The 24,937-nt window shown below is 68.4% G+C and carries 25 protein-coding genes and 2 pseudogenes; 11 read left to right on the forward strand and 16 right to left on the reverse strand.

Annotated elements, in window-relative coordinates; genetic code table 11:
- Positions 1 to 28: 28 nt before the first annotated feature.
- On the forward strand, positions 29 to 1,225 hold the full coding sequence (locus tag AB0G52_RS08110) for an NAD(P)/FAD-dependent oxidoreductase (RefSeq protein ID WP_361334773.1): 1,197 nt from the start codon (positions 29 to 31) through the stop codon (positions 1,223 to 1,225).
- Between the two features lie 170 nt (positions 1,226 to 1,395).
- Here AB0G52_RS08110 and AB0G52_RS08115 read toward each other — a convergent pair whose 3' ends face one another.
- The 3 genes from AB0G52_RS08115 to AB0G52_RS08125 form a co-directional block, all read right to left on the reverse strand.
- Entirely contained in the window at positions 1,396 to 2,097 is a 702-nt protein-coding gene (locus AB0G52_RS08115; protein ID WP_361334776.1) for an NAD(P)H-binding protein, read from the reverse strand.
- A 370-nt stretch (positions 2,098 to 2,467) separates the two neighbouring features.
- On the reverse strand, positions 2,468 to 3,346 hold the full coding sequence (locus AB0G52_RS08120; protein WP_361334779.1) for a sigma-70 family RNA polymerase sigma factor: 879 nt from the start codon (positions 3,344 to 3,346) through the stop codon (positions 2,468 to 2,470).
- A 1,237-nt stretch (positions 3,347 to 4,583) separates the two neighbouring features.
- Entirely contained in the window at positions 4,584 to 5,198 is a 615-nt protein-coding gene (locus tag AB0G52_RS08125; RefSeq protein WP_132888855.1) for a TetR/AcrR family transcriptional regulator C-terminal domain-containing protein, read from the reverse strand.
- A gap of 73 nt (positions 5,199 to 5,271) precedes the next feature.
- Between AB0G52_RS08125 and AB0G52_RS08130 the strand changes: the two genes are divergently transcribed.
- Positions 5,272 to 5,892 (forward strand): peroxiredoxin-like family protein, encoded by a 621-nt coding sequence (locus AB0G52_RS08130; RefSeq protein ID WP_132888856.1) that lies wholly within the window; start codon positions 5,272 to 5,274, stop codon positions 5,890 to 5,892.
- A gap of 91 nt (positions 5,893 to 5,983) precedes the next feature.
- The gene (locus AB0G52_RS08135) at positions 5,984 to 6,289 is read left to right on the forward strand and encodes a nuclear transport factor 2 family protein (RefSeq protein ID WP_132888857.1); all 306 of its coding nucleotides are present in this window, start codon (positions 5,984 to 5,986) and stop codon (positions 6,287 to 6,289) included.
- A 220-nt stretch (positions 6,290 to 6,509) separates the two neighbouring features.
- Here AB0G52_RS08135 and AB0G52_RS08140 read toward each other — a convergent pair whose 3' ends face one another.
- From AB0G52_RS08140 to AB0G52_RS08180, 9 genes and pseudogenes are all read right to left on the reverse strand, one after another.
- A complete protein-coding gene (locus tag AB0G52_RS08140) occupies positions 6,510 to 7,154 on the reverse strand; it encodes a hypothetical protein (protein ID WP_132888858.1) in 645 nt (214 codons plus the stop codon).
- Between the two features lie 17 nt (positions 7,155 to 7,171).
- The gene (locus tag AB0G52_RS08145) at positions 7,172 to 7,573 is read right to left on the reverse strand and encodes a hypothetical protein (protein ID WP_361334784.1); all 402 of its coding nucleotides are present in this window, start codon (positions 7,571 to 7,573) and stop codon (positions 7,172 to 7,174) included.
- A 606-nt stretch (positions 7,574 to 8,179) separates the two neighbouring features.
- Positions 8,180 to 8,506 (reverse strand): hypothetical protein, encoded by a 327-nt coding sequence (locus AB0G52_RS08150; RefSeq protein ID WP_361334787.1) that lies wholly within the window; start codon positions 8,504 to 8,506, stop codon positions 8,180 to 8,182.
- On the reverse strand, positions 8,503 to 8,928 hold the full coding sequence (locus AB0G52_RS08155) for a hypothetical protein (protein WP_361334790.1): 426 nt from the start codon (positions 8,926 to 8,928) through the stop codon (positions 8,503 to 8,505). The genes AB0G52_RS08150 and AB0G52_RS08155 overlap by 4 nt, the downstream gene beginning before the upstream one ends.
- On the reverse strand, positions 8,925 to 9,674 hold the full coding sequence (locus AB0G52_RS08160) for a methyltransferase domain-containing protein (RefSeq protein WP_361334792.1): 750 nt from the start codon (positions 9,672 to 9,674) through the stop codon (positions 8,925 to 8,927). The genes AB0G52_RS08155 and AB0G52_RS08160 overlap by 4 nt, the downstream gene beginning before the upstream one ends.
- Positions 9,671 to 10,426 carry a DUF2071 domain-containing protein gene (locus tag AB0G52_RS08165; RefSeq protein ID WP_361334795.1) on the reverse strand — a complete coding sequence of 252 codons (756 nt, stop codon included), beginning with the start codon at positions 10,424 to 10,426 and terminating at the stop codon, positions 9,671 to 9,673. Before AB0G52_RS08165 ends, AB0G52_RS08160 begins: the two co-directional genes overlap by 4 nt.
- Before the next feature lie 23 nt (positions 10,427 to 10,449).
- Positions 10,450 to 11,382, reverse strand: a complete 933-nt coding sequence (locus AB0G52_RS08170; protein WP_361334798.1) for a hypothetical protein — start codon at positions 11,380 to 11,382, stop codon at positions 10,450 to 10,452.
- Entirely contained in the window at positions 11,379 to 11,747 is a 369-nt protein-coding gene (locus AB0G52_RS08175) for a DoxX-like family protein (RefSeq protein WP_361334801.1), read from the reverse strand. The genes AB0G52_RS08170 and AB0G52_RS08175 overlap by 4 nt, the downstream gene beginning before the upstream one ends.
- A gap of 192 nt (positions 11,748 to 11,939) precedes the next feature.
- Positions 11,940 to 12,056 (reverse strand): annotated as a pseudogene (locus AB0G52_RS08180) (transposase); the annotation flags it as partial.
- Between the two features lie 206 nt (positions 12,057 to 12,262).
- On the opposite strand from AB0G52_RS08180, the pseudogene AB0G52_RS08185 reads away from it, so the two are divergent.
- From AB0G52_RS08185 to AB0G52_RS08205, 5 genes and pseudogenes are all read left to right on the forward strand, one after another.
- Positions 12,263 to 12,553, forward strand: a pseudogene (locus AB0G52_RS08185) (site-specific integrase); the annotation flags it as partial.
- 193 nt (positions 12,554 to 12,746) lie between these two features.
- A complete protein-coding gene (locus AB0G52_RS08190; RefSeq protein WP_361334804.1) occupies positions 12,747 to 13,130 on the forward strand; it encodes a DUF6083 domain-containing protein in 384 nt (127 codons plus the stop codon).
- 652 nt (positions 13,131 to 13,782) lie between these two features.
- Entirely contained in the window at positions 13,783 to 13,926 is a 144-nt protein-coding gene (locus AB0G52_RS08195; RefSeq protein ID WP_361334807.1) for a hypothetical protein, read from the forward strand.
- Between the two features lie 97 nt (positions 13,927 to 14,023).
- Entirely contained in the window at positions 14,024 to 14,884 is an 861-nt protein-coding gene (locus tag AB0G52_RS08200) for a hypothetical protein (protein ID WP_361334810.1), read from the forward strand.
- Between the two features lie 71 nt (positions 14,885 to 14,955).
- Positions 14,956 to 16,446, forward strand: coding sequence for a hypothetical protein (locus AB0G52_RS08205; protein ID WP_361334813.1), 1,491 nt, complete (start codon positions 14,956 to 14,958; stop codon positions 16,444 to 16,446).
- A gap of 477 nt (positions 16,447 to 16,923) precedes the next feature.
- Here the strand turns inward: AB0G52_RS08205 and AB0G52_RS08210 are convergent, their stop codons facing one another.
- A complete protein-coding gene (locus AB0G52_RS08210; RefSeq protein ID WP_361334816.1) occupies positions 16,924 to 18,159 on the reverse strand; it encodes a hypothetical protein in 1,236 nt (411 codons plus the stop codon).
- On the reverse strand, positions 18,152 to 18,589 hold the full coding sequence (locus tag AB0G52_RS08215; protein WP_361334819.1) for a hypothetical protein: 438 nt from the start codon (positions 18,587 to 18,589) through the stop codon (positions 18,152 to 18,154). Before AB0G52_RS08215 ends, AB0G52_RS08210 begins: the two co-directional genes overlap by 8 nt.
- Positions 18,590 to 18,975: 386 nt before the next feature.
- Here AB0G52_RS08215 and AB0G52_RS08220 point away from each other — a divergent pair, with 386 nt between their 5' ends.
- From AB0G52_RS08220 to AB0G52_RS08230, 3 genes are all read left to right on the forward strand, one after another.
- On the forward strand, positions 18,976 to 19,287 hold the full coding sequence (locus AB0G52_RS08220; protein WP_361334822.1) for a hypothetical protein: 312 nt from the start codon (positions 18,976 to 18,978) through the stop codon (positions 19,285 to 19,287).
- A 12-nt stretch (positions 19,288 to 19,299) separates the two neighbouring features.
- Positions 19,300 to 23,721 (forward strand): DUF6531 domain-containing protein, encoded by a 4,422-nt coding sequence (locus AB0G52_RS08225; RefSeq protein ID WP_361334824.1) that lies wholly within the window; start codon positions 19,300 to 19,302, stop codon positions 23,719 to 23,721.
- Positions 23,722 to 23,837: 116 nt separating this feature from the next.
- Entirely contained in the window at positions 23,838 to 24,014 is a 177-nt protein-coding gene (locus AB0G52_RS08230; RefSeq protein ID WP_361334827.1) for a hypothetical protein, read from the forward strand.
- 83 nt (positions 24,015 to 24,097) lie between these two features.
- Here AB0G52_RS08230 and AB0G52_RS08235 read toward each other — a convergent pair whose 3' ends face one another.
- Together AB0G52_RS08235 and AB0G52_RS08240 are read right to left on the reverse strand one after the other, a co-directional pair.
- On the reverse strand, positions 24,098 to 24,280 hold the full coding sequence (locus tag AB0G52_RS08235; RefSeq protein ID WP_361334830.1) for a hypothetical protein: 183 nt from the start codon (positions 24,278 to 24,280) through the stop codon (positions 24,098 to 24,100).
- A gap of 10 nt (positions 24,281 to 24,290) precedes the next feature.
- Positions 24,291 to 24,893, reverse strand: coding sequence for a hypothetical protein (locus tag AB0G52_RS08240; RefSeq protein ID WP_361334833.1), 603 nt, complete (start codon positions 24,891 to 24,893; stop codon positions 24,291 to 24,293).
- Positions 24,894 to 24,937: the final 44 nt, after the last annotated feature.

A 24,937-nucleotide genomic window follows, 5' to 3' on the forward strand; every position in this document is an offset into this window, starting at 1 on the left:
ATCCGACAGGACGGGGAAGGGCAGACGCATGACTGCGATCAAGACGGCGGCCGTGATAGGGGGCGGCATAGCCGGACCGGTGACGGCCCTCGCACTTCGCAAGGCGGGCATCGAGGCGACCGTCTACGAGGCTCACGAGAACACGGCGGACGGCCTCGGCGGCATGCTGATGGTCGCACCCAACGGGCTCAGCGCCCTGGAAGTAGTCGGTGTGGACCATGGCTTGGCCGGTCAGCCGATCCATCGCATGGTGATGACCGACGGACGGGGCCGACGGCTGGGCGAGTTCGGCGGGCTGACGGGCCTACCGCCCAGCCAGGTGATGTGGCGCGCCGACCTGTACGGGGCGGTACGCGAGCGGGCCGCCGCGATGGGCGTACGGACCGTGTACGGCAAGCGCCTGGCCGGAGCCGAGGAGACTCCGGCGGGCGTCACCGCCGAGTTCACCGACGGGACCCGGGTGACCGCGGACGTGCTGGTCGGCGCGGACGGTATCCGGTCGGCGGTCCGGCGGCTGATCGACCCGGCAGCGCCCGGCCCGCGCTACACCGGCCTGCTCGGTTTCGGTGCGCGTTCGAAGGCGCAGGTCCCACAGGCGCGGCCGGACACCATGTACTTCGCCTTCGGCAAGCACGCGTTTCTCGGCTACTGGCCGGTGCCCGGTGGCGGCACCGCCTGGTTCGGCAACCTGCCGTTCGACAAGCCGCTCAGCGCCGAGCAGGCCCGTGCGACGCCGTCGGCCGCATGGATGCGGATCCTGCGGGAGAAGTACACCGAGGACGTGCCCGGCCGGGATCTGCTCCGGGGCACCGGCGACGACGAACTCCTCACCTTCGGAGGGCTGGAGATCCTGCCCTCGGTGCCGAAGTGGCACCGCGGCCGGATGGTCCTGGTCGGCGACGCGGCCCACGCACCGTCCTCCAGCTCCGGACAGGGCGCGTCCCTCGCCGTGGAGAGCGCGGTGCAACTGGCGCGGTGTCTGCGGGACATCCCCGACGTGGGCACGGCGTTCGCGACGTACGAGCGGCTGAGGCGGGCGAGGGTGGAGAAGGTCGCCGCCCAGGCGGCGAAGACCAACAGCCAGAAGTCCATGGGGCCGGTCGCGACGAAGATCATGACCTTGCTGATGCCGCTGGCGACGCGGACGTTCCTGAGCCCGGAGAAGATGTTCGGCTGGACGCACCGGTACCGGATCGACTGGGACACGCCCGTGGCGCCCGCCTGACGCGCGACGACGTCTGACAGCGGCCACCCGACTCGAGCGCCCGTGTCGTCGCGGGCACGGCACCCCGCGCACCGCGCCCGCACGGCCCGTACGCGGGTCGCCGCACATCGCTCGGATTCGCCGTCGTGCTCGACACCAAGCACCGCACTCGATGCTGCCGGACGCCCGACTCATGCCGGGCTCTTGCCGAAGGCTTCGCGCCGTAGGAGCTGCCACAGGGTCGGGGCGCCCTCGGGGGTCGTCACGGCTACTCGCCTGCCGCTCCACCGCCGGTCCCCGGCCTGCGCGAGGAGGCAGGCGGCGAGGTCGGCCCGGCTGGTGAAGACGCCGTCCGCGTGGTCTTCCTGGAGGCGGTAGTCGCTCACCTTCTCGGCGTCGAAAAGTCCGGAGGGACGCAGGACCGTCCAGTCGAGGTCGCTGTTCGCGAGGAGCGTCTCCATCGCGGCCATGTCGGCGTACGTCGTCCTGCCGATCGTTCGGGTGATCAGAGGCTGCAGCACCCGGTTGAGCACGATGCCGCCGTCCGCGTGCGGACGTGGGTCCAGGGCACTGGAGCTGACGGCGACGATTCGGGTGACACCGTGCAGGCGCATCGCGGTGACGATGTTCGCGACACCTGTGCTGTAGACGCTGATCGGGTCGCGGCTGAAGGGCACGCCGAGCGTCGAGAGCACCGCGTTCGCACCGTGGACGGCCTTCACGACGTCGTCCTCGACGTGGACGTCGGCCGGGACCACCTCGAGATGCTCGTGGGTGAGCGGGAAGACGTCGGGTCGCCGGGTGACTGCGGTCACCCGGTGTCCGGCCTCCAGGGCCTGGCGGGTGAGCCGGCGGCCGGTCTTGCCATTCGCACCGAAGACGACGAGCTTCATTCGGGTACCCCTGTCCTGTTGTTCTGTTGGGCGATGGTTCCGAGGTGAAGTCGGATCAGCCGCCGTAGATGTGACGGTGCCGGTCGCGGCGCCTGCGGCCATCCGGCTAGCTCAACCTGAGGCGCGGGGACCGCCCCGGCTGCGCCGGTCAGATGCGCGCACGCCAGGTGCCGCAGGTGCTCGGGGGCATGGCGTGGAGCTGCGGCCCGGGAAGGGTTCGTCGCAGGGTCGAGGCCCCAAGCCACGGAGCGACATTCGGCTCGGTCGTCCTGAGGACGCCGTCGTCCTGTTCCTCAAGCCGGTTCGAGAAGTTCGCCACGGCGGATCGCCCGCCCGCACCACCGTTCCAGGGTCCTCCTGGTGGTCCTCATCAGCGGATCGTCAGGGTGGAGAGCTTGGCTGTGTCCAGGACCAGGTCGATCTCGGCGATGCGACCGGAGACGACGGTCATCCCTACGACAGCGACCACGCTCGACCGGGTCCTGGCGATGATGCCGGCGGCGCCGTTGACCAGGGCCGGCTCGCACAGCATGGCGAACCGAGAGCCGTGCGTGGCGGCGTGGGCCGCGACGTCGGCCGCGCCGGTCAGCAGCGCCGGTGCGAGCCAGGTGCGTGATCCGGTGTCGACGCGGAAGACCACGTCGGGGTCGAGCAGGGCGAGGAGTGCCTCGAAGTCGCCCGCCCGGGACGCGGCGAGGAACGCGTCCACGACCCGGCGCTGGGTGCGGAGATCGGCGTCGGGCACGGCCGCGGTACCGCGCAGCCGCCGCCTCGCGCGGCTGGCGAGTTGGCGCGCCGCCACCGGAGTACGGTCCACGATCGGGGCGATCTCGTCGAACGGGACGCCGAACATGTCGTGGAGCACGAACGAGAGGCGTTCGGCGGGCTCAAGGCTTTCCAGGACGACGAGCAGAGCAAGTCCGACCGAGTCGGCCAGCAGGCTCGCCTGCTCAGGGTCAACCGTCTCGTCGGTGGTGACGACCGGCTCGGGAAGCCATCCGGTGAGCTGCTCGCGTCGGGACTTCCTGGTACGCAGCATGTCGATGCACACCCGGCCGACCAGCGTGACCAGCCAGCCGTCGATGCTCTCGATGGCGTCGGCATCGGAGCGGGTCGTGCGGATCCATGCCTCCTGGAGGGCGTCGTCGGCGTCGGTGAGCGTGCCCAGCATCCGATACGCCACCGCCCTCAACCGTGGGCGGTGCAACTCGAACTGCTCGGCGAACCAGACCTTGTCGTCCCTCTGCATCCCGCTCTCCACTCCCGGCCTCAGCCGTCCCGGCCGACGATGTCATGACAGAGGCGGCGCATTGGCACCCCTTGGCTCCCATACCCGCCGCTGAAGCACCCGGGCCGGCAGCGGCAGCATCGAGATCCGCGCACGCTCGTCGGCCAGGCGGGCGCGGCGCCTTCGGGCGTCGGCTCAGTTCTCGATGTCATCCTGCGAGATGTCAGGCATCGGTCCTCCTCGCCATTTCCTCTCCCCTCACGTACAGCCAGGCTCAGACACTTGGTCGGATCGAGTCACGAAAACGTGACACGGCGGAGTGCGTCTGCCTCGGATTCGAACGATCGTGTATGGCTAGGCATGGCCCCGCGCCCACCCCTACCTCATGCGGCTGCCTGCTGGCCGTCCCACTGTCGTAGGTGCCGGCTACGCTCATACGCTCAGGGGCCTGTCGACTGCACCGAGGGGGCCGTGACCGGTGAGCAGCATGGACGGCGGGCGGGTGGCCGCGCGCGGTTTTCAATATCAGTATCTGCGCACCCCGGAAGCTCTGCTGGCGGCCATGGACCGCGCGATACCGAGGGGTGCAGAATCGAGGGCCCCGTCCCGGGCACTACGGCGGATGCCGTCGATGTCGTCGACTTTGATCCGGTCGACCGGACGGGAGAATGCCTGCTGGCTGCCCAGATGAAAAGTGCTGCTCCTGGCCGACGAGTCAGCGCGCCGGATGCCAAGTGCCGTTCCCTTGCGGCGGCCCTGAGGGCCCCGAATCAGGCTCCGGACGAACTCCGCGGCCGCCTCGTCGATTGAAGGCACTCTCTGCGGAAGAGGTTCAGCGTCTGAGCCGGTGCCGGATCGTCTTCGACGTACGAGAAGAGACCGACCTACGAAGCGACCTGCACGACCAGCTACGCCAACGGCGTACCCGGCACCGGGCCGGCATCGGCGAGCGGTCTGCTGGATTGGTCTTGGGAGCTGTCGCACCCGTACCGGACACATCCCCACGTTCGGCACGGCTGACGACGGCCGGCGAGGTGCTGTGAACCCAGGTCGTGACCGTGGTGCGGCGCCATGGGCCAGCCGTGCCCCACCTTCCCTGGTAGCCGAGCGGCTCCCTGTCCAGTATCGGCGTGGTCCGGTGCGTTCGTCGTCTCCCCTCGCTTGCTGGTGCACGCGGGCTTCGTTGTGGATCCGGCGGCGCTTGCCTGCGAGATCGGACCAAAGGCCGCGATGGACCGCCGGTTGAGGGCCGTTGTCGTTACCTGTGTAGGCCGCGCATCAGCGCGGCGAGCCCGCCGAAGAACTCCTGGTCGGCTCCCACGTCCTGTGCGTGGTGTGCGGTCTCGGCCAGGCGTGGGAACTCGATCGGCGGCAGAGCGGAGATGGCGACCGTACCTTCGCCCGCCAGAGGTCCCAGGTGCTCGAGCTGGATGGCTCCGATGACGTAACTCAGGAGGGCCCGCAGTGCGATGACGCGTCGCGCGCCGTCGAAGCCCGCCTCGGTGAGAACCGTGAGTACGGCCTCCGACCAGCGCAGCACCCCGCGGGACCGGTGCCGGTGGGTGATCGTCAGCGGCACGACGGCGGGATGGGCGCCGACGGTGTCGCGCAGGCGCCGCACCAGCGCCTCGATCCGCTCCTCCCACGGCGCGTCCGAGGGCGGCGGCTCGGTGTCGACGGTTCCGAGTACGGACTCGACGACCAGCCGTTCGAGTTCCTCGCGGTCGGCCACGTAGCGGTAGAGCCCCATCGTGCTCATGCGTAGTTCCTTGGCGACCGCACGCATGGACAGGCCGGCGACCCCGTCGCGGTCCAGGACGGTCAGGGCGGACGAGGCGAGGTGGTCCGGGGTGAGTGAGCGGGGGCGAGGCATGACGGTTGACAGCGTACGCCATACGCCTACGCTGGTAGGCGTATGGCGTACGCCTAAAAGGAGAAGGGGGATCATGAAAACGACTCGCAGGAATACGCGGACAGGAACCTTAAGGCCCGGTGTCGTTGTCGGTGCCCATGACCTCACGGCCGTCTCCGGCGCCCAGATCGCCGTGCCCGACGGCGACCGGCTGACACATCTTCAGTTCCGGCGGTTCGCCGGCTGCCCGATCTGCAACCTGCACCTTCAATCGGTGGTGCGACGACACGCGGAGATCGCTCAAGCGGGAATCTGCGAGATCGTGGTCTTCCACTCGCCCGCGGAGGAACTGCGGAAGCACGTGACCGACCTCCCCTTCGCCGTCATAGCCGACCCCGCCAAGCGCCTGTACGCCGAGTTCGGGGTGGAGTCGTCGCCTCGCGCGTTGCTCAGCCTGCGGGCCTGGGCACCGACCGCCCGGGCCATCCTGCGTAGCACGTGGACGATCCTCCGCGGGCGGGAGCGTCCGCCGTCCCGCAGGCCGCACGGCGGACGGCTCGGCCTTCCCGCCGACTTCCTGATCGCACCCGACGGCCGCATCCTCGCCGCCAAGTACGGCGAACACGCCTACGACCAGTGGTCGGTTGACCGCCTGCTCGAACTGGGGACTCAAACATCACTGCCATCAGGACCTCGTCCCGAAGGAGCATCGTGAGCGACGATCCCTGGCCCACCCCGGCGCGGGAACTCGCCGAGTATCTGAGGTCGTACATCCAGGAGATGGCCTGGGCGACGAGGGCCCCGGCGTGGTCATCGACCGGTACCACACCCCGGACATCGAGTGGCACAACGACGGGATGTGCCTGGACCGGAACAGGTTGATCGCCCATGCCCGCCCTGCGCGGAAGAACGCGATCGCCCGCGACGTGGAGGTCCATGACGCCCTGGTGGCCGGCGACCGCGTCGCCGGCCGGCACACCTTGCACTCCACCGTGCGCAAAGCGCGTCGCTCGGGCGAGATCCACCTGTTCGGGGAGCCGGCTCCGGACGGACGGCTCCGTCGCGTCCACTCCACCAGCCGCCACATGCCAGATCAGGCCACCCAGGGGTAAAGCGTCCCGGGAGACCGTGCGGGCGATCCACGGGCGCGCCATCGGCCGTGCCGACCGACACACCGCGGGTGACCAGGAGGACGGGAAGAGCAACTGAGCAGGCTTGGCCCACCCTCGATCAGAGGGGTGAGGAAGGGAATGTATCGGGTCCACGCGGGAATCCACCGGCTTGGTCTTCGGCCGGTGGATACCCGTTGATCCCCACGCGATGTTGATCTGCTCAGTGCGTCAGGTCCAGCACGACCGTGCAGTGCGGATCGTCCTCCGGCTCCTCGAAGAGCTCCCGCTCCCGCGAGCGGGAGAACACCTCCGCGATCACGGCCGGCCCTGCCTCCGAGAGCCGGACGTCACAGGCCACGACGTCGGGGTCTCCCTGATGGCGTACGTACAGCCGCATCCGGCCCTCGCGCAGGTACAGGAAGCCGACCAGCAGTGACTCGGCCTTCTCCCGCTCCTCATAGCCCGGAGCCGGGCAGTTCAGTGCGGTCAGCAGGCTGTACGCCCGGTCCTCCGGCAGCTCCTCGTCGTGCGCGTCCTCCGCGAGCCTGATGAGCGGAGTATCGAGGACGTGGTCCACCTGGCCGCCGGAGTAGAAGCGCACCTCGCCCGCCTCGTGCCGCACGCGGCTGACGGCCTCCCACGGGAGCAGCACCTCGTCCTGCCGGAACAGCGGGATCTCGTAGATGGTGAGGAGATCGGTGACGGTCGCCTTCCGCCGGCCGAGCGCGATCCGCACGGCCGGCGTCCCGCCAGGGCCCGGGAGAACGCCGCGGACGCGCATCTTCTTCACGATCGGAGCCTGCGTGTAGAGGATCAAGTGGCCGGTCACGTCGGCCTGTGCCACGGCCACTTCCCACGGCGTCATTGCGGGTGTCTCCCTGTTCAGCGCTTGAACTCGGCGGCGGACTGGTTCATCCAGTTGGGGCACTTCCTCATGCCCTTGCAGTAGGCGGTGATGACGCCGATCATCTGCCCGCTTCCGGCGTCGTACCGGTTGTCCTGGGTACGGCGGGTGACCTGCGCCTTGACGATGATCTTCACCTGGGGATGCGTACCGTCGAAGGCGTAACCCCAGTATTCCAGGCCCCCCTTGCCGTCGTTCTTGTCCGCCTTGCCGTTCAGGGGAGCGTTGACGATGCGGCAGGTGCGGATGTTGTGGTTGCCGGCGAAGTGCGCCCAGCCCAGTTCGCTGTTGCCGATACGGGTGGGTACGTTCCGCCCGTCCAGGTCCTTCTGGTGGCACTTCTTGGTTTTGTTCCAGTGAGGGGCATCGGCCCGACTCACCCCGATTTCAGTGTGTGGCTGACGTGTTCTGGGGGGCTTCCTCCGCATGCCCTAAAGGAGGTCCCCGGCGGGCCACGGCCCTGTGAGGCTTTGCGACGCCGCCATGGCGAGGCGTGAGCCCAGGCGCAGGCCGACGGACGCGCGGAGGCAGGTCTTCAGCCCGGTCGGCGGCGTGTCTGGCTGCCTGGTGCGAGTCGGTGTCCTGCCGCATCCGGCCAGGGCGGGGCTGGTCGACTTCCGCGATCCTGCGGGCGCCATGTGGTGCAACCACGAAGGTGAGTGCTGGCCCCAGGGCGTGAACCTCGCGGAATGGCTGACGGGCACGCCGGCAGGGACCCTGACGGTGGAAACTCCGCTGGAGAGCCAGCCCACTTCGTAGACCAGCTGCCTCACTGCCCTGAGACCGGTACTTCTCCTCGACGGTTGCCGGACGTGAGCCCGCGATCTCTTCGTCCCGAATGAGGTTCGGTCAAGTTCAGCACCAGCCTCTTCGGTGTTTCTGCAGGTCGGGGCGTTTCGCTCGACGGGTCTCGCGCGATCCCGGGAGGAGTCGGGGAGCGGGCCGGCTGCCAGACGGCTCTCAGCTCTGCTGATCTTTGACGGACTTCAGCCGCGCAGCGCGGTCAGTACGTCGGCCCGTGCCATGACCCTTCGTCCGTCGGCACGGAAGGCGTTTTCACCCGCCCGGGATCCGGCGGAGCGGCTGCGCGTGATGGCGAACACCGCTGCCGCCGGCCGCAGGACGCCCACGATCAGCCCGGCGACGAAGAGTCCGCGGGCAGCGGAATCGCTGCTTGACGTGACCGACTTGGTGCTCTCGGCGCTCTTCGAGGTCGCGGTCGGCGAGGAGACCGCGGGGCTGCCGCCCTCCTCCGCTCCCTTGGCGGTGAACTTGAGCAGAGGTGCCGGGTTGAGCAGGGGTGCCGGGTTCACCGCAACCCGTGCGCCGCCGCTGCCGCGAACACAGCCGTCACCCAGGTCCACAGCACCGCGAGCCCGACATGGCCTGCGGTGCGCAGGCGATGGCCGCGCCATGTCCGGGGTGAGAAGTAGGCGAACTCCATGATCCAGCGCAGTCCCCAGAACAGGGTCTGGCCACAGAGCAGGAACGTCGGCAGGGGCGCGCCGGTGAGCAGGGCCGGCGCGAAGGCCAGGGGAAGGGAGCCGAGCAGTGTGCAGGTCAATGCGATGAAGAACAGGTGCGCGTAAGAGACCTGGCGGGTGAGCAGGCTGCTGGCGCGCAGGTCGGCGGGCCACCCCAGTATGCGCGGGAGCGCGACGTGCACCAGCCCCATGAAGATCAGGGCGACCCCGACCAGGCGCAACTGGACGGTGAGACTGAGAAGTTGGGTCACTTTCGATCCTTGCTGAAGGCGAATGCCGCGACCAGGCCCGCGAAGCGGCGCTCGGCGCTGTGTTCCAGCCCCGCGTGGGCGGCGAGCCGCAACCATTCCCGGCGGGGCAGGAAGTGCCAGGCGCCGGGCCCGAACACGGCTGTGTTGGCGGCATCTCGCAGGTGCTCGGCGACCAGCAGTGTGCCGCCGGGCCGCAGCAGCCGGGCGCATTCGGTGAACAGCCGCTCCCGGTCCTGTGCGTGGCGCAGTTCGTGCGCGGCGAAGACGAGCAGGACGGTGTCGGCCGAGTTCGCCGGGTGCGGCAGCGTCTCTGGGCGGCCCGGTGCGGCGTGGGCGGGGGGAGGCACCCGGCGTCGGGCACGGCGCAGGGACCCCTCGCTCGTCAGGGCCGGGTCGTACAGGTCGATGGCGGCGCGCTCGGCCTTCGGCCAGCGTGCGGCGAGTGGGGCGCTCACCTCGTCCAGGCCGGTGCTCACCACCACGTATGCCGACGGGATGCGAGGCAGCAGGTCCTCCAGCCAGTCGTACGTGTACAGGCCGGAGCGGTCGTAGACGTGCCGGCTCGCCGCCGTGGCGGTGCACAGCAGAGTGAGTGCCGCGACCGATCCCGCCCGGGCGAGGGGGCGCAGCGCGCGAGGCAGACGTGGAGCAAGGAGGGCCGCGGCCGCCGCAGTCGCCGCACCCGCTGCGTACTGGGGCCAGTTGTAGGCGATCACGTCGCGGACGCCGGAGTGCCGCAGCGTCACCGTATGCCGCCGTTCTCGGTGCGGCGCACACCGCGGTGCCAGCCGTAGTCGACGCCCGCGACGTGGAAGGCGTTGGCGAGGACGGGGCGGGTTCCGGCGAGCGGGCCGTGGTCGAAGAAGGTCAGCCGGCGCACATCGACACAGACCGGCTGCGGGTCCCACTGCGTACGGAATGCCTTGACCACGATCACGGAGCGGGTCTGGGGTTCGTACTCGAAGGTGTAGGGCAGGGGGCCGGCGAAGCGGCGGGCGGCTCGGGCGTCGGCGAAGGGGCTGTGCGGGGGCAGCGGCGCCGGAGCGCTGCGCAGGTCGGCACGCACCAGCAGGTCGGCGTGCCCGTCGGCGCTGTCGACCCGGAATTCCAGGGTGCCGTCCGTGGCGTGCGACCTGATGTGGGCAAGTCGGTAGTTGTAGTGAGTGAACAGGTTGCCGCCGAGCCACATCAACCGGGTGTCGGTGTCGCTGCGCAGGATGCGCAGCCCCCGCATGGTGCGCCCGCCAGGGGTGCGGAAGCGGGTGAAGACGCGGTATCCGGTCAGCAGGAAGTCACGGCCCAGCCGCGCGGGCAGGAACGCCGGCCGCAGGGCACGGGTGTCGACCAGGGCGGCGGCCACGAAGCCGTACTCCACGCCCTGCTCGCCGCAGGGGTACGTGTCAAGTTCCAGGCCGGGCGGCACCAGCCGGCGCAGCGCCTCGGCGGGCAGAGCGTAGGTCAGCACGAGCGAGTGCGCGAAATGCGTGCTCATCGCCATGGGATGACGTTGCACCAAGTGCCTCACGGGTCGATCCTCCTGTCCTCGGCGCCCGAGGTGTCTGCGCCCAGCCGCACGACGCGCACCACGCCCCACAGCGCCGATCGGTCCTGCGCCGCCCAGCCGGGTCCGGTCGCCGTGGGCTCGCGGAAGCTGCGCAGAACGACGATGCCGCCGGGACGGACGGCACGACGCACGGCGGCGCGCAGCCGGCCGGCGAAGGCGGGGCCAGGCCCGTCGAGCACGTTCGAGAGGGTCACCGCGTCGTAGCCGGCCAGCGGAGCCTGTTCCAGCGCGTCGACCACGTCGGCGTGGACGAGGCGGACGCCCGGCGCGAACAGCGGCTCTGCCCCCGGAAGTTCGACTCCCGCGAGAAGCCGCCACATCCAGGGGTTACAGGCATTGGCGTGCCCGGCGACGGTCCGCCCCAGGCGTCGTCTCAGCACCTTGTCGAAGCGTGCCGGGACCACGTGCGCGAACGAGGGGCGCAGCGCGACCGCAAGCGCGCCGCCCGGCCGCAGCGCGAGCCACATCAGCCGTCTCAGCCCCGGGCTGTCCAGGGCGGTGCGCCAACGCCGGGCCTGTTCGGCCGGATCGTCGAGGGTGAGGAAGGCGCGCAGTGCGGGCCCGCGCCAGGCCGGCAGCAGCGCGCCGGCCGCTCCACGGCCCAGCCGCATCAGTGTCTCCGCGGAGCCTTCCGTGGTGGTTCTGCCGGCGAGCCGGTCACGTGCGTAGGCGAGTTGCACCGGGTTGACGTCGACGGCTGTCACGTCGTGACCGGCCTGCTGCAGGGCGGCGGCGGTGTCGCCCGCGGAGGCGATGCACAGCACCCGTGCTCCCGCGCTGGGCAGGACGCCGAGCTCGATACCGCAGTCCTCGTACATCCGCCCGAACAAGAGGCGGGGGCCGCCCGACCCGCTGATGATCCGGCCGCGTGCCCACGGTGTGCCGCTCACCGGACCGGCACTCCGTGTGAGGTCCGTTCCACCAGCCAGACCAGTGCCACAAAGGCCAGATTCTGGGTGAGCATACGCCCCGGTTCCGCTATGTGGTCCAGGCCGAACAGCAGCCCGCCCGCGTTGAACACCCCCACGAGCGCCGTCTGTACGACAGCGGCGGCCCGCGCCCACAGCCCGGAGAGCGCCCACAGCCCGATGGCCGCCTCCGCGATCCCGATGATGATCAGCGCCGTCGTCACCGCCCAAGCCGGCAGATGGGGAACGTCCCCGACAATGGCCCGCTGATCGTCCCGCCCCGGCCAGACCTTGCACCACAGGCCCTCGTAGAACCACACCAGAGCAACAGCCCAGCGCGCCAGCACCCTTTGCCACCCCGTCACTACGCTCCGGTCTCCCAGCCCTTCGGGTGGTGCCTCTGCGGCGGGCGGTACATCGGACGCACCGGCGCGAAGCGCGGCCGGAGAAGACCCGACCAAAGAGTCCATGGACACCACACCCGATCGCAGAATTGAACGCGTTCAAGAACAGTCTACTCATGTACGACCGTCGGAGAAGGAGATGAGGGCCTGCTCGACCCGGCGGCGTCGTTCAAGGAGCCAGTGCGGGAAGTAGCCGCCCTGCCGCAGTTCGGGGACTGCCAGTTCGACGGTGCCGGCGCGGGGGCGTCTGCTTCCGCGGACATGAGTGCGTCGGCGAAGGTTTCGGCCATCGCGCGCACCAGATCGGGACTCGCCGCGGCAGGGTTGTCCTCGGCGAGGGCGTGCAGGGGCAGACTGTCAGGTGCGGTCATCGCGTCGATTTTTTTCGAGGCTTCGACACTTCGAAGATCAGCCGGTGGCCGTTCATCTGTGCGGGCCCTATCGCAACGCCGCTCACGAACGAGCGTGGGGGAGTGGTCGGCTCGTCGACGTACTCTCGCGTTTGGCAGGAGGCTTGAGCGCTGGCCTTTTCACCGGCCGCGGTCGAATCACCACTCGCTGCTCGGCCGTACGACCTCCGGCACTCGGCCCTGTCGACCTGGCTCAACTCCGGCGTAGATGCGACCGAGGTGGCTCAGCGGGCAGGAAACAGCGTTGAAGTCCTGCTCGGCCGCTATGCGAAGTGCATCGACGGGCGACAGGAGATCGGCAACCGAAGGATTGCAGACCTCCTGAGCGAGTACGAGTGAATTGGGTCGCTCGGCGAACAGCCCCCTCTTCACGGGTTGGGGGCTTCGTCGTGTATTGGCCGCACTTTCTAAGCCGCCGGTTGCTGCATGCACCTTTCGCGTCACTTTCCCCCTCGCTGCTGCTCGGGCGCCCCAGGAGTCCCGTCCGATTCGCCCTCTACGCGCGGCCTGACAGAGTGCCGACCCTCGCTATATGGGGGCTTCCAAGAAGTCGACGCGCAGGCTGGGCGAGTCACGGCTGATGTGCCCGTACTGCGGTCTGCCACAGGAACGCGTGGCGACGATCGAACACGACTGGGTGCTGCTGGAGCCCGACATGGCTCCGCTCGCCCACCTGGTGCCGGCGGAGTACCGGTGGATCGAGACGTCCGACGGGCGAGTGGCGGTGTACGGCGTCTGTCCTGCCGAGCCGTTCCAGCGGTGCCGCATCGAGCATCGTCTTGCCTGTCCCGAGCAGACCCTGCCGGACCTGTGGCCGTGGCTGACGAGTCTGCGAGGGGAGAACGCGCGGCAAGCCGAGCGGTTGAACGAGCCCGAGCCGCCCCACCCTCCCGAGGAGTGGCCGGACGCCGGATGATGGGCTTCGGCTGAATCGGCGGGCTGACCTGGGGCGATGCTCCAAGAGCCTTTCCGTAAGTAGTCCACAGAGGCCGTCATAGCGCTGCCCAGCGCCGCACACACAAGAAGACCCCGACCTCAGCGTTTCCGCTGGTGACGGGGTCTTTGGGCGCCTCATGCAGGGTGCCCCCGGCGGGGGACACAGAACATGGGAACGGGGGAAGCCGTCGGCCGGGGGCGGGCAGCTGGTGATCCAGACGATCATCCAGTTGAAGCGGTAGACCGATCGCTTGGCCGCAGATTCGAGTCCTGGACAGGAGCCCCAAAACATGGCTTGTCGTGCGCATGGCGCTGACCTGCGCGTTTGCGCCACGGTGGCTGTTGAGGGGCGGTCTCGGCTGGTACCGCTCGCGCCGGGGACGGTCCCGGGGGTCTCCGATTCCCCGCGCGTGGTGAAGCAGACCTCCGACCCGGGCTGACACTTTCCGTGTTATAGGCCAGGCCTGATGCAGCGGCGGTATCCGGTCAGGATATAGCCACATGGGAGCATTTTTTGCAGCTTCGGTGGTTGAGCCGCACGCGAGTGCAGCGCGCGCCGAGACTGGTCGCTATGGCGAGTGAGGGCAGTGTCTCGGCGCCCGTGCGGGGCGGGATCGCTCGGGGCCCAGCCCATGGTTCGGGTCGAGTTCGTTGTCGTCGACGGGCTGGAAGGAGAAGAACTCGGGCGGCGTCAGCTGAACGCAATGCGCGACGTTCTGTTCTTCCTGGCCGACGAGGAACAGTGTGTCGGGCAGCCCGAACAGGGTGGTGCGTAGCATTCTTGCCTGCCCCGGAGCCGGAGCTCGCCATACGGTGGAGCCGCACAAAATTCTGCGAATGCCTGCGCATCCGAGCCACGCCAGGGAGGCGGCGATGGAGGTAGGGGAGTTCTGGGCGCACCGTACCCGGGCGCAGGGCCCGGTCGCTCGGGTTGAGGTGCTCCGTCTCGGCACCAAGCGCCCGGCGCGCGTGAAGGTCCGTTTCACCGCGGACGAGGAGGAGGGCCGTGAAGCTTGGGTGCCGCCTTCTCAGTTGTGCGTTCCGTGGGAAGAGGTCGACCGCTGGCTCGAGAGAGAACGCCGCTGGAAAGAACTCAGCGCTGCTACGCCCCCTCGTGATGTTCCCGAACGCCGTGCGGTGGACACCGTCTTCGAGGTCTGCCCGTGGGACGAGTTGGCGAGCGTCGGCTATTCGCGGCACGACGACGGCGTCTTGTACGTCCACGACGTGACGGCGTTCGCCGAGGCGCTGAAGGAGAGTGCCGAGTTCCTCACTGGTGATCCGTTGACGGTGGTTCACGATGACGGGAGTGCGGAGGCGCCCTGGCCGGTGACCTTTGCGTGCGCTCGCAAGGGCGCCACCCTGCACGCCGATCAGGTCATGGCAGAGGTGGAACGCGAGGAGCAACGGGCCCAAAGGGAAGCGATCTACGGCTCGTACACCCCGGGGCGGGGCAAACGGGAGGGGCATCACTTCAGCCCCGCGGTCTGCGCCCACGTTGACAGGCAGTTCAAGCCCGCCCGAGACCTCGTACGGCACTGGTGCGGTGCGCAGGCCGTCGAGGCCTACGCCGAACTCCGCCTCCTGCGGGCCGAGGTCGTCAGGCTCGGCAGGATCGTGGAGCAGGCCGTCGGCATGCTCCAGCAAGCCGGCCGGGACAAGGACGCCAGGAAGCTCGAAGCACAGTTCGAGATCCCCGTGGCCGAATTCCGCAGGATGCAGCCGCCCAGTTGACCCACCCACGGGTCGAGATCCGCGCTTGGTCCGCGACATCATCGTCCGCAGTATCTGAGCAGGAGACAGAGATGGCCAAGAAGCCCCTCACCGAGCGGCAGATGGGGGTGCTCAGCTGGATCGCCAAAGGCTGCCCCGCAGGAGTATGGGACGAGAACGACTTCACCTACAAGACCAGCGGGCAGGCACTGCAGAATCGCGGGCTGGTGAAGATCACTAGGCGGGCGGGCGTGTGGAGCGCCGAGGTCACGGCCCCCGGCCGTCACTACCTTGAACACGGGACCTATCCCGCGCACAAGGCGGGGCAGGAGCGCGCCGGGCGGCACACCGAGGCCAAGGCTCCGTCGACGCCCTCGGTAGCGGCCCAGCCCACGCCACCGAAGAACCTCACTTCCGGCAAACCTGCGGCCCGCGCACCCGTGGCTGGCCCCGCGCCCAGGCGACGTACGGCGGCGAGACAACCGAGGAAGACCCTTGGCGAACAGCTCATCGACGATGTTCTCGCCGCCGGCGGTTTTCTCGTGGTCAAGCAGGAGCACGGGGCAGGGGCACCCAACTGGACGGCTCGGATCAGATCGGCGCAGCAGTGCGGAAAGCTGCCCGAAGGGAAAGAGCTGGTCCATCGCTGGCGGACGGGAGGCTACGAGATCACCATCCAGGACATGCCGGCGTGGAAGCTGGCCGTCCTGGACCCGATTCCCGTTCCGGAGCGACTCCACAGCCCGCATGCCATCGTGGCCGCGCTCCGAGACGGGGGACCCGCGCTGGGCCTGAGCAAGCCCGTCCAGCCACGAGCACTGCGCCTCGTGCAGGCCATCGTGACGCAGGCGGAGCATCGCGGGCACACGGTTCGACTGGCCAGCGGCGGACACCACGGACACCGCTCACGCCGGTCGGACGACGAAGGCCTCTTCACTGTCACCGCCCAAGGGCAGCCGTGTGGCTTCTCCTTCGGGCAAGAGCAGGACGTGATCGAACACGTGCCCACGGCGAAGGAACTCGCCGATGCCGACCGGTACTCCTGGGTCAAGACTCCCAAGTACGAGTACGCACCCTCCGGCCGCCTCCGCATCACGCTCAACGGAGGAATCACCCACCGCCAGTCCGTGTGGAAAGACACAGCGGACCGTCCGCTGGAGGACCAACTGCCGGAGATCCTTCAGGAAGTGGACCTGCGCGGACAGGCCGCCGAACGCAAGCGTGCTGAGGAAGAGGAACAGGCCAGGCTCACACGTCGTCAATGGGAAGCGGCAATCCGGCAAGCCCACGACGACTATGCCGAGACGTTCCGTATCCGCCTGCTGGAGCAACAGGAGAAGGCATGGCGGCAGGCCGCGCAGCTCTCGGCATACCTGACCGCGGCGAGCGCGCGGATCGACGCCATGCCACACGGTACCGAGCGCACCGCGGCCGAAGCCTGGCTGACCTGGGCGACGAACCACATACGATCACTCGATCCGCTCACCCGACCGCTCCGCATGCCCGAAGTACCCAAGCCCGGACCCAGCGACCTGGAGCCCTTCCTGCACGGCTGGAGTCCGTACGGCCCCTACCGCAGATGAGTGCTGGCTGCGTTGCTGGACGTCGACCTCGGCCGTACACGGCGGCTCCGTCCCCGGCCCGGCCGCTGCGCCACAGCCACGCTCACCGTCGTGCTCGTCGAGTCCTTCGCCATCTGCCGGTCTCCTCTGCCTGGGCCCCGGCCAGGTCCCCTTCGTCTCTGATCCAGCGGAACGGTGCTGGCGCACGAAATGAGGCTGGTGCGCCGGAGGAGGTGCCGCACCCGTCGTCTTGATACCGCTGTCGCCCTTCCTCAAGCTCCGGGCTCTCCCAGCCGATGATGGGCTCCTGAAGCAGACCGTTGATACCGCCCAGGTTTTCCAGGCTGGCCGGCGGCCACCAGATCCGCTCATGTACTGCGGCCACAAAGGCAGCAGTACATGTGCGAGATCCTCGGAGTGCTCAACGCTGATGTCCATGTCCCGGCAGTCCACACCGAAGATCTCGAATACCGCGTTCAGCAGCCGCAGCCCTGTGCTTTACTGCGAGGCCGGAGTCGCCTTGCTCTTCTGGAGCGCGACGACCAGGCCGTCGAGCATCGCGTTGACGGCCGCCGCCTGCGGCATGTCGTCCATGTCGATTCGGCTCCGTCGCTGGTCTATCTGTCGGTGCATCACGTCGTCACCCTGGTCGCGGAAGTCGGTGAGCTTCTTGAGGTACTTCTTGTCCGACTGACCCCACTTGGCCTGAGCGACCACCGTGGCGAACGTCGTGCCGATGGGGAAGCCGAAGCCGGGCGGGACGTGGTCCATCACCGCGCGCAGCAGGCTGTTGCTGGCCAGCGGCTGGCTGTTGGCGTAGTTGAAGTTCAGCTCGCGCAGGAGCCCGACTAGCTTGTCAGTCCGCAGGCCGCCGGCGCTGTCGAGGTCCTCCAACTCGGTGATGATCGCTTCCTTCACGTACACCCCGCGCGTCTCCACGGAGGGGTTCTCTGCAGGTTGAGGGTTACCCGTGCTGGCCTCTACCGCGACTTGGTCATCGAACGACACGTTGCGGAAGTCGGGCGAGGTGAACGGACCCAGAGATGAGCGCGGCGGATAGACCGTCGACCGGTTGGACTTGCCGACCATCTCGCAGGTCTTCGCCACGTACGCCTCCAGCGAGTCCGCGCCCTCGTAGCCAACGATGTTGCGCTGGATCCGCCACTCCCACTCGCCGTCAGGCGACGTCGAGCTGCCCTCGGCCTGGATGTACGGCTCGAACCGGAAGAGCTCCGGCAGCACAGCGATGAACTCGGGCCGCATGCGGGACATCGCCTGTGCCAGCTCGCCGGAGCGCAGCACAGCGCGGACCGGCTCGCTGCCGACCAGGTCAATCGGTCGGTTCAGGTGCAGCTCGACCATGTGGTGCAGGACGGAGAGGAACGGGTTGCTGACCATCATCTTGAGATCAGGGAGCACGAGGCCGGCCGCCACGGTCGGGCGGATCTCGCTCGTCTCGTTCATGTAGCGCTCGGGCACAGATGTGAACCCGTAACTCATCCCGACCTGATTCGAGCCGCCGACGCGCGGCAACGAGTGCAGGACGGCCTCTGTCGTCTCCGCGTTCATGCCCTCGCCGCGCTCGGCGAGGTCGAGTACGCGGCCCCACGTTGCCGACTTGCCCTCGTTGAGCAGCGGCTGGGAGATGATCTCCAGCAGGCGAACCTGCTCACGGTCGAGGGTGGAGGGCAAATCGCTCAAGGCGGGCGGCGTCACCCGGAGCAACTCAGACATTGGCGTCGATCCGTTCGATTGCTGCCCGGAAGACAGGCACGCAGTCCGCGTGCATACGGAATCCAGAAGTCCGCTGGAATGCAGGAATATTCGGGTCATACTGGGCCTGGACGGGAGCGGGCATGTCTGCTGGCCAGTCCTTGCGGGTTGCTCCGCGTTGAATCGCCTTGGTGATCGCTCCGGTCCGACCGCGCAGTGAGGCCTTGCCGTCGGGACCGCGGAGCGCTTCGGCTGGAGCCCAGCCGTCGTCCGCCGCGGCGGCGGTGCGGATGATCTCGACGGCGGCGGTCGGCAGGTCGCGCAACAGGGCGGCGGCACGGGACACGGTCCACTCCGGCGTGAAGGCGACCGGGAGCTTGTCGGCTTGGCCGAGTAGTGCGAACAGCTCGCGCGCCAGATCGTCGGGCACTTCCTCCAGGACGATGCGCATGGTGTGTTAACCCCTCCTGTCTAACAGACCCAATGTGGAGCCGAAGAAAAACGTAGCGGACGGGTCACTGTGTTATCCACCGCTTTGATAGGGCGTCAGACGGGCTCACCGGGCAGGACTGTGCGGCCCCGGCGCAGACGAGCTGTTCTGCAACCCAGCCGTACCCTTTATTGTCTGTCAAAGGTCCGTCACGGACTGCGTCCACCGGACCCCCGTGTACCTGCTGCTCTTGCGCCGTGCTCCCCCTGCCGGAATCAAGGGGCGGCGCAGCTCAAGGGTTGGCGATCTTTACTCCTACTTGAAGATTGCCTTACCTTCCCTGTGACCGTCCGCAATAGTGTCTTGAGGTTGGCATGTGCACAGAGTTAAGTGCGGGGGTGGGTGGCGTGTCGGACCTGAAGAAGCAGGCCACGTCCATGCACAAGGCGGCGTCGGGATTGCGGGCGGTGGGGCATCACACGGCGAAGCCGTTGCAGGAGTTCAAGGCGCAGTCGGACGACCTGGGCGCCCTGGGTGCGCTCGGCTCGCTGCTCAGCGCGACCGGCGAGATACGCGAGGGCATGCACACTCTCACCAGGCTGACGAAGCAGCTGGAAGAGGAGTGGGAGGCGGAGGCCAAGCTGATCGGGGAGGCGTCCGATGCCTTCGACCTGCTGGACGTGCTGATCGCGGCCGAGGCCCGGAGCAAGAAGGGCTGAGCGGGCGCAGCCATGGTCGACCTCAACCCGTTCCACTACATCAACAAGTTCAACCACATGTTCGGCGACAGTGTCGCCAGCGGCCTGGAGTTCCTGGGCATCTCGGATCCGGCAGTGGACCCGGACGGGGTGCGGGAGATCGCCAAGAAGTGGCGGCACCTGGCCACGGGCCTGGACGGCGCGGCCACCGCCGCCGAACGCTCCCTGCAGGACGTGGAGTGGGAAGGCAAGGCGGCCAAGGCGTTCCACAAGCGCTCCAAGAGTGCACGCAAGCAGGCCACCGAGATGGCGCACTCGCTGCGCGAGGGCGCCAAGGCGCTGGACGGCTTCGCCGACAAGGCGCACGAGCTGCTGTCCGAGATCGGCGTCATGCTGGCGGAGATAGCCGAGTTCGAGATCGCGGGCCTGGCCCTGTCGATCCTCACCGCGGGCGCCTCCGAGGTGGCCTCCACGCTGATGGCGGGGGAGCGGGCGCTGAAGGTCGTCGCGCTGGTCGGCCGGATCGAGGAGGAGGGCACCGCGCTGGGCTCCGTGGTCCGCGAGGTCATGGAGGTCATCCGAGGCGTGGAGCGGGCGCTGAAGGCGCTCAAGGAGATCCGCGGGGTCGCCGAGGTCGCCAAGATGGCCAAGGGCGGCATGGAGTTCACCGCCTTCCAGACCATGTTGGAGGACCCGAGCGCCTTCAAGGACCCGGACAAGCTCGCCGGGATCCTCACCGAGGGTGCCCTGATGGGCGTCGGCTTCGGCATGCTGGGCAAGGCGCTCGGCAAGGGCTTGAAGGCGCTGGGACCGGCCGCCCTGGCCAAGCTGGGCAAGGGCATGGGCCTGGACTGCGCCGCCTTCGAGCGGCTGAAGCTCAACCCGGGCTTCAACAAGCTGCCCGCCTCGATCCGCAACATGGTCAAGACGTTCGTGCGGGACCCGATCGATGTGGCCACCGGCGACATGGCCCTGTCCCGCACCGACGTCCAACTGCCAGGTGTCCTACCGCTCGTGCTGGAGCGCACGCACATCTCGTCGTACCGCTGGGGCGGCTGGTTCGGCCCTACCTGGGCCTCGACGCTGGACCAGCGAGTGCAGGCCGACGACGAGGGCTTCGTCTATGCGGCCCCGGACGGGGCCCGCCTCTGCTTCCCGATACCGGACCCCGAAACCAATGCCCCCGTCCGCCCCGCAACGCCCGGCTCGCGCCTGCTGCTGTTCTGGGACGACGAGATAGATGGCGCGGTCCGCATCACCGACCCCGACACCGGCCTGACCCGCGTCTTCCACTCCCCGGTCCCGGCAGCCGCCGACGAGGCGGTCGACCTCCCCCTGCAGCACATCCAGGACCGCAACGGCAACCGCATCACCGTCCTCTACACCGGCGCCGACATCCCCACCGCCGTGGTGCACTCGGGCGGCTACCACATCGCCATCGACCACGACCGGTCCCGCTCCCGCATCACGGGCCTGCGCCTCATCGACCCCGCCGCCCCGCACGCCCCCGGCACCACCCTGATGACCTTCGGCTACGACGATGACGGACGCCTGACCGAGGAGACCAACTCCTCAAGCCTGCCGATGCGTTACGCCTATGACTCCGACGGCCGCATCACCTCCTGGACCGACCGCAACACCACCACCTACTGGTACACCTACGACGACCAGGGCCGCGTGATCGCCACCGGCGGCACCGGCAACGCACTTGCTTCCACCCTCACCTACGACTCGGCCACCATGACCACCCGGGTGACCGACTCCGTCGGCCATACCCGCGTCTACGAACACAACGAGGCCCTGCGCCTGGTCCGCGAGACGGACCCGCTCGGCAACGTCACCAGTCAGGAGTGGGATACCGAGCGCCGGCTGACCACTGCCGCGGACGCGCTCGGACACACCACTGACTACCACTACGACGAGCACGGGCGGCTGACGTCCGCCGTCCGCCCGGACGGCAGCGAGACCCGCGTCGAGTACAACGACCTCGGCCTGCCGACGACGGTGACCGGTCCGGCGGGTCGCATCTGGAGCTACGAATACGACGAGCGCGGGAACCGGACCTCCGTCGCAGACGCCGTCGGCGCGACGACGCACTTCTCCTACAACAACTCCGGGCATCTGACGTCCATCACCGACCCGCTCGGCCACCGCACGCGCATCGCCTGCGACCGCGCGGGCCTGCCCGTGGTGACGATCGACCCGGCCGGTGCGGAAACCCGTTACGAGCGCGATCCCTTCGGACGGCCCGTCACCCTCACCGATCCCCTGGGAAACGTGACCCGCTTCGCGTGGACGGTGGAGGGCAAGCCCGCCCGCCGCACCGCCCCGGATGGCAGCAGCGAGTCGTGGGCCTACGACGGTGAGGGCAACTGCGTCCGCCACACCGACGCCATGGGCGCCGTGGACCGCTACGAGTACACCCACTTCGACCTGCTGAGTGCACGCACCGGTCCGGACGGCGCACGTCATACCTTCACGTACGACTCTGAGCTGCGCCTCACCGAGGTCACCAACCCTCTGGGACTGTCCTGGCGGTATGAGTACGACCCCGCCGGTCGCCTCGTGGCCGAGGCCGACTTCGACCGCCGTGTCGTCCAGTACGTCCACGACCCGGCGGGCGCTCTCGTCGCCCGCACGAACCCGCTCGGGCAGATCCTCCGCTTCCAGCGGGACGCGCTGGGCCGGATCGTCCGGCAGACGGACGGCGACACGGCGACCACCTTCACCTACACGGCCGACGGCGAACTCGGCACGGCCGTCACACCGGATGCGACCGTGGTCCGGGAACACGACGCCGCCGGACGCCTGCTGGCCGAGACCGTCAACGGGCGCACGATCTCGTACGGCTACGACGCCATGGGCCGTCGCACCAGCCGCATCACCCCCACCGGCGTGACCAGCACCTGGCGATATGACACTGCCGGCAACTGCATCGAACGGACCAGCGCGGGCCGCACGATCAGCTTCGACCGCGACCTGGCCGGCCGGGAACTGAACCGGCACATCGGTGACACCCTCACCCTGGCGAACACGTTCGACGACCTCGGCCGACTCCTCACCCAGTCGGCGACGAACCACGCCACAGGGGCCAGTCTCCAGAGGCGCGAGTACACCTACCGCGCCGACGGCCTGATCACCGGCATCGACGACCAGCTCAACGGTCGGCGCAGTTTCGACCTTGACGCCCTCGGCCGCGTGACCACCGTCCAGGCGGCTGACTGGACCGAGCGGTACGCTTACGACGAGGCAGGCAACCAGAGCGAAGCCTCCTGGCCCGCCGCACACCCGGATCACGAGGCCACCGGACCGCGCACCTACACGGGCACGAGTCTTGTCCGGGCGGGCAACACGCGCTTCGAACACGACGCGGCCGGCCGCGTCACCGTCCGGCGCAAGACCCGCCTGTCGCACAAGCCCGACGCCTGGCACTACTCATGGGACGCCGAAGACCGCCTCACATCAGTAATCACACCAGATGGCACCCGCTGGCGCTACCTCTACGATGCGCTCGGCCGCCGCATCGCCAAGCAGCGCCTGGCAACCGACAACGAAACCATCGTCGAACAAATCACGTTCACCTGGGACGGCGCCACCCTCTGCGAGCAGACCACCCTCACACCAGAGGCACCCGATCCCGTTGTCCTCACCTGGGATCACGACGGCCTGCGCCCCATCGCCCAGACCGAACACCGCACGACCCTCGACGCGCCGCAGGAGGAGATCGACTCCCGCTTCTTCGCGATCGTCACCGATCTCGTCGGCGCACCAACAGAACTCGTCGACGAATCCGGCGGCATCGTCTGGCGTACACGTTCCACGCTATGGGGGAGGACCTCCTGGGGTGCCGACAGCTCGGCCTACACCCCCTTGCGCTTCCCCGGCCAGTACTACGACCCCGAAACCGAGCTCCACTACAACTATTTCCGCCACTACGACCCGGAAACCGGCCGCTACCTCACACTCGATCCCCTCGGGCTCGCCCCAGCCCCCAACCCCGTCGCCTACGTGACCGACCCCCGGTCCTGGGCCGACCCGCTCGGACTCGCCCCCTGCGAGACTGGCCCCCTGGATCCCTACGCCGGAACCAGGGAAGCAGCACAACTCCTCCGCGACGCCGGCATCCCACGCAATTTCCGGATCCAAGTCATGGAGTCGTTCGAGGAAGGCACGATCACGGTGCGCCGGGCCGGCGACAGCGACTACGGAATGCGCTTCTACGACGGCAAGAACGCGTGGGCACGCGGGCGTTATCTCACGACACAATGGCCCGCCACTCGTGAAGAGGTCGCCGTCAAGGCGTCCTGGAACCAGTTCACCTTCCTCAAACAATGGAAGATCCGCCCGGGTGCACCCATCATCGAGGGCCGGGTCGCGGAGCAGGGCATCGGCTACCCTGGCGGCGGAAAACAGACGTACGTATTGGACCCCGACAGGGACTTGCTGGAGCCATAGTGTCCGAATCAACCGCACAAAAAGCCCTCGCAGCGACCCGACAGGCCCTGTCGGGAATCGATGAGGAACTACAACGGCACACCGAGGGCCACGGACGAGTGAGCAGCGCCCAGCAATTGACGTCCCTCCGCGAGCAGTTGGAGCAGGCCGCCGTACAACTCTCCACCTCCCCGCTCCCGCCCAAGCCGCAGCGGCTGCGAGGCATCGGCCGTGTCATCACCGACTCCTGGCCCTACGACAATCCACTGGGAAGCCTCATCCTCGAAGCCGAGCAGCTCTACCTCAGGGCATAGCGTTCCGGGCGGCTTCGAGGCTGCTGGCGACGCTCCCTCTATAGCATCAGGGAAACGCGCGGCGGGGTATTGGCCCGGTATCTTCATTGTGCTGCGGCGGACACGCACGGAGCGTGGAGCCCACCGCGCACGGTCCACAGGAGCACCAGCAGGGCAGGACCGAAGTCGTCCGCTATGAGGAACAGGCTCGCGATCGCGGCGAGGACGTAGCAGCCGATGCCGACGGCCAGGTAGACGCGGTATCGCGGGCGCGGCGCCGGCGTCATTCTCTTCGTGTCAGAGCTCAAGTTCATCACGGGTGTTGCTCTCGTCCTCCACTGTGAAGTGGAGACTTCGCAGCACCGTGGCCATGATCGGGGCGTAGCACCTCTCCCAGTGAGCGATCTGGGGTGTGGAGAAAGCCACCAGACACATGTGCTGACCGCCTCCCCCCGCCTTGGGCGGGATGGGGATGATCGCGTGGAACTGGGCAGTGAGGACCTTGAGTTCTTCACCACTCGGAGAGAACACCGCAGGAAGAACGTAGATCTGGCTGCCGGTGAAGACGGCAGCCTGGCCGCACGGAGCGTCGATCACCGATGCGGCCCAGCCTCCTCTTCGCGAGTCGAGGATCCCTCGCAGGGTCCCTCTGACTGCGGTGGCGGGATCGTCGCCGTAGGGAAAGTCCACGACGGCGACGGCGAGCGAGCCGATGGAAGTCTCGCCCTCGACGGACCGCAGGCAGTTGGCCGTGTACACGACGCCGGCCTCTGCGAGCAGCCGCGAGATCTGCTGGAGTGTGCGGGCCATCTCCGCCGGTGGCTGTTGCTCGGTTTCTGGCGTCAGTGAGGCGGAGGTGCTTCGGGCGTTCACGGTGGCCCAGGCCGTGTCGAAGTCCATGTCCAAAGGCATTTCTTCGAATTCGGAGGGAACCGAGAAGTCGA

Source organism: Streptomyces sp. NPDC021562, assembly GCF_040640875.1.
Taxonomy (GTDB): domain Bacteria; phylum Actinomycetota; class Actinomycetes; order Streptomycetales; family Streptomycetaceae; genus Streptomyces.

What these genes read in the sequence shown, in the direction of transcription:
- AB0G52_RS08195 (WP_361334807.1), top strand. Translation starts at nt 13,783, where the DNA reads ATGGTTCGGGTCGAGTTCGTTGTCGTCGACGGGCTGGAAGGAGAAGAA.
- AB0G52_RS08240 (WP_361334833.1), bottom strand. Translation starts at nt 24,893, where the DNA reads ATGGACTTCGACACGGCCTGGGCCACCGTGAACGCCCGAAGCACCTCC.
- AB0G52_RS08200 (WP_361334810.1), top strand. Translation starts at nt 14,024, where the DNA reads ATGGAGGTAGGGGAGTTCTGGGCGCACCGTACCCGGGCGCAGGGCCCG.
- AB0G52_RS08110 (WP_361334773.1), top strand. Translation starts at nt 29, where the DNA reads ATGACTGCGATCAAGACGGCGGCCGTGATAGGGGGCGGCATAGCCGGA.
- AB0G52_RS08205 (WP_361334813.1), top strand. Translation starts at nt 14,956, where the DNA reads ATGGCCAAGAAGCCCCTCACCGAGCGGCAGATGGGGGTGCTCAGCTGG.
- AB0G52_RS08225 (WP_361334824.1), top strand. Translation starts at nt 19,300, where the DNA reads ATGGTCGACCTCAACCCGTTCCACTACATCAACAAGTTCAACCACATG.
- AB0G52_RS08115 (WP_361334776.1), bottom strand. Translation starts at nt 2,097, where the DNA reads ATGAAGCTCGTCGTCTTCGGTGCGAATGGCAAGACCGGCCGCCGGCTC.
- AB0G52_RS08130 (WP_132888856.1), top strand. Translation starts at nt 5,272, where the DNA reads ATGAAAACGACTCGCAGGAATACGCGGACAGGAACCTTAAGGCCCGGT.
- AB0G52_RS08165 (WP_361334795.1), bottom strand. Translation starts at nt 10,426, where the DNA reads ATGGCGATGAGCACGCATTTCGCGCACTCGCTCGTGCTGACCTACGCT.
- AB0G52_RS08125 (WP_132888855.1), bottom strand. Translation starts at nt 5,198, where the DNA reads ATGCCTCGCCCCCGCTCACTCACCCCGGACCACCTCGCCTCGTCCGCC.
- AB0G52_RS08140 (WP_132888858.1), bottom strand. Translation starts at nt 7,154, where the DNA reads ATGACGCCGTGGGAAGTGGCCGTGGCACAGGCCGACGTGACCGGCCAC.
- AB0G52_RS08235 (WP_361334830.1), bottom strand. Translation starts at nt 24,280, where the DNA reads ATGACGCCGGCGCCGCGCCCGCGATACCGCGTCTACCTGGCCGTCGGC.
- AB0G52_RS08120 (WP_361334779.1), bottom strand. Translation starts at nt 3,346, where the DNA reads ATGCAGAGGGACGACAAGGTCTGGTTCGCCGAGCAGTTCGAGTTGCAC.
- AB0G52_RS08190 (WP_361334804.1), top strand. Translation starts at nt 12,747, where the DNA reads ATGGGGGCTTCCAAGAAGTCGACGCGCAGGCTGGGCGAGTCACGGCTG.
- AB0G52_RS08215 (WP_361334819.1), bottom strand. Translation starts at nt 18,589, where the DNA reads ATGCGCATCGTCCTGGAGGAAGTGCCCGACGATCTGGCGCGCGAGCTG.
- AB0G52_RS08210 (WP_361334816.1), bottom strand. Translation starts at nt 18,159, where the DNA reads ATGTCTGAGTTGCTCCGGGTGACGCCGCCCGCCTTGAGCGATTTGCCC.